The organism is Paenibacillus sp. 2RAB27 (genome assembly GCF_052115445.1).
GTDB lineage: Bacteria > Bacillota > Bacilli > Paenibacillales > NBRC-103111 > Paenibacillus_E.
Window position 1 is genome coordinate 1 of the sequence record NZ_JBFRGR010000090.1, and the last position, 1,780, is coordinate 1,780.

1 protein-coding gene is annotated in these 1,780 nt (G+C 43.1%); it reads right to left on the reverse strand.

Going from position 1 to position 1,780, the window contains the following annotated elements:
* Positions 1–380: 380 nt before the first annotated feature.
* Positions 381–1,667 carry an IS110 family transposase gene (locus tag AB4114_RS35705; RefSeq protein WP_441992670.1) on the reverse strand — a complete coding sequence of 429 codons (1,287 nt, stop codon included), beginning with the start codon at positions 1,665–1,667 and terminating at the stop codon, positions 381–383.
* Positions 1,668–1,780: the final 113 nt, after the last annotated feature.

The following is a 1,780-nucleotide window of genomic DNA, read 5'->3' on the forward strand; positions in this document are numbered from 1 at the left end:
TCCCTCGGTTTTAAGGGTTTATCTCACTTTTACTCACTCATTCGCAGGATTCCGTTTCCCTGGATAACAGTTGTCGTTCTGAAAGTAAGCTTATTAAACTCCGTCGTTCCAATTTTGGACATGCGGGAACAGAAGAAAGGCTTTGGTACATTTCTCCAAGTGCTTTAATTCTGCACGCATACTCCACTTTTTCCTTGGTGCTTACCATCCCATGGCTCGACGGGTCTATACCCTTACATTCCTTCGTTACACCTGACCAAGGCGTGGAGACCGATAGCGTTTAGCGGATGGGTCAAAAGCCCTTGCCGGGCAGTAGCTCGGTTCTCCGTGCTTTCTTTTTGAATCCTGCGAATGAGTCAATCCACGTGATTGAGTTCGACTTAAGCAGCTTGCATAAATGCTGGGGCAGCTATCTCAGGAGAAAAAGTTTCTCCCTTCTGAACAATGCTAATAAGAATTCTTGCTAGTTTTCCAAGTAGTTTAAATACAGACTGTTGCTTCTTCATATGCTTGATTTGAACATTATTCTCATGCAATTTTTGGAACACAGGATTGTTTCCTACGAGTTGGACCGTAGCTAAATATAGATATTTTCGCAGTGCTGCATCGCCTCTTTTAGAGAGAATAATCTGGCCCTTACGTTTCCCTGACGTGCTTTCAGCTAAATTCAGGCCAGCTTTACGCAAAAGTTGACGCCCATGTACGTATTGTCTTAGGTCACCAGCTCCTGAAAGGATCGCTGCAGTGCAGATTGAGCCTAGTCCTTTGATAGAGCGAAGTTGATCAGCTATTGGAATTTCGCTTAGCAACTCTTTTATATCTTTCTCAATGCTATCTAATATTTCAGAATTCCTTTCAAATTCTTGTAATAGACGCCTCAGATCCTGCTTCGATTCATTAGCAGCAGTCGTATCGCCTACACTTCTCTTTGCTTGAGAAATGAGCTGTGCAGCTTTCTGCATGCCCGTAGAACCACCGGCTCGCTGCATATGATCTTTCCAACTTGTAATTACATCTGAGACAGATAAAGTCTCTACTTCCTGCGGGAAAGGGAATTCCCGAAGTGTGGCCATGGAACGTTTACAGGTCCAATCTTTAAACACAGAAAAATACTCAGGGAAGTGAATGTCTATCCATCGGATGATTCGGTTTTGCAGCCGCACGCTGTTCGTAACCCAGTATTCCCGATCACTCATAATAGTTCTCAACCTTTGAAAGACAACGGCCTGTCGTGAGTATTCATAGTAGAAACCTCGGCTGATCACGTCAGCAATAACTAGTGCATCTTTAGGATCATTTTTAGATTGGCAATTATCGCGGTTCTCCTTGTTTCGTTTGGTGGTAGCCGGATTCACCATAACCACGCTTTTCCCCTTATCAGAGAGCCAATTTGCCAAGTTTAATCCGTAATGTCCTGTCGGCTCCATACCAATAATGAGCCCTTTCAAAGAATTTTTTTGCCCGATTCCCTCAACCCATCTCATTAATTTTTCGAAGCCTTCAATTGTATTTGAAAATGATAGGTGCCGCTTAGAGAGCACTATGCCACGAAAATTTGTTGCTTGTGCTACATGAGTATCCTTAGCGATGTCGATACCCACGACAAGATGAGATGTAGTAATTCGTTCTATTCGTTGATTTTGTCCGTTAGATTGTTTAAACTTCATAAGTAAGAGCGCCTCCTTGATGGTATTGGGTTACGAACCCGTCGACAAATCCATCATACCGAGGCGCTCCTTTTTTGACAAAGGCCATTTCTTAGCCTTAACAGGAATGTTTA

Coding starts and splice junctions, on each gene's coding strand:
- AB4114_RS35705 (WP_441992670.1), bottom strand. CDS start 1,667: ATGAAGTTTAAACAATCTAACGGACAAAATCAACGAATAGAACGAATT.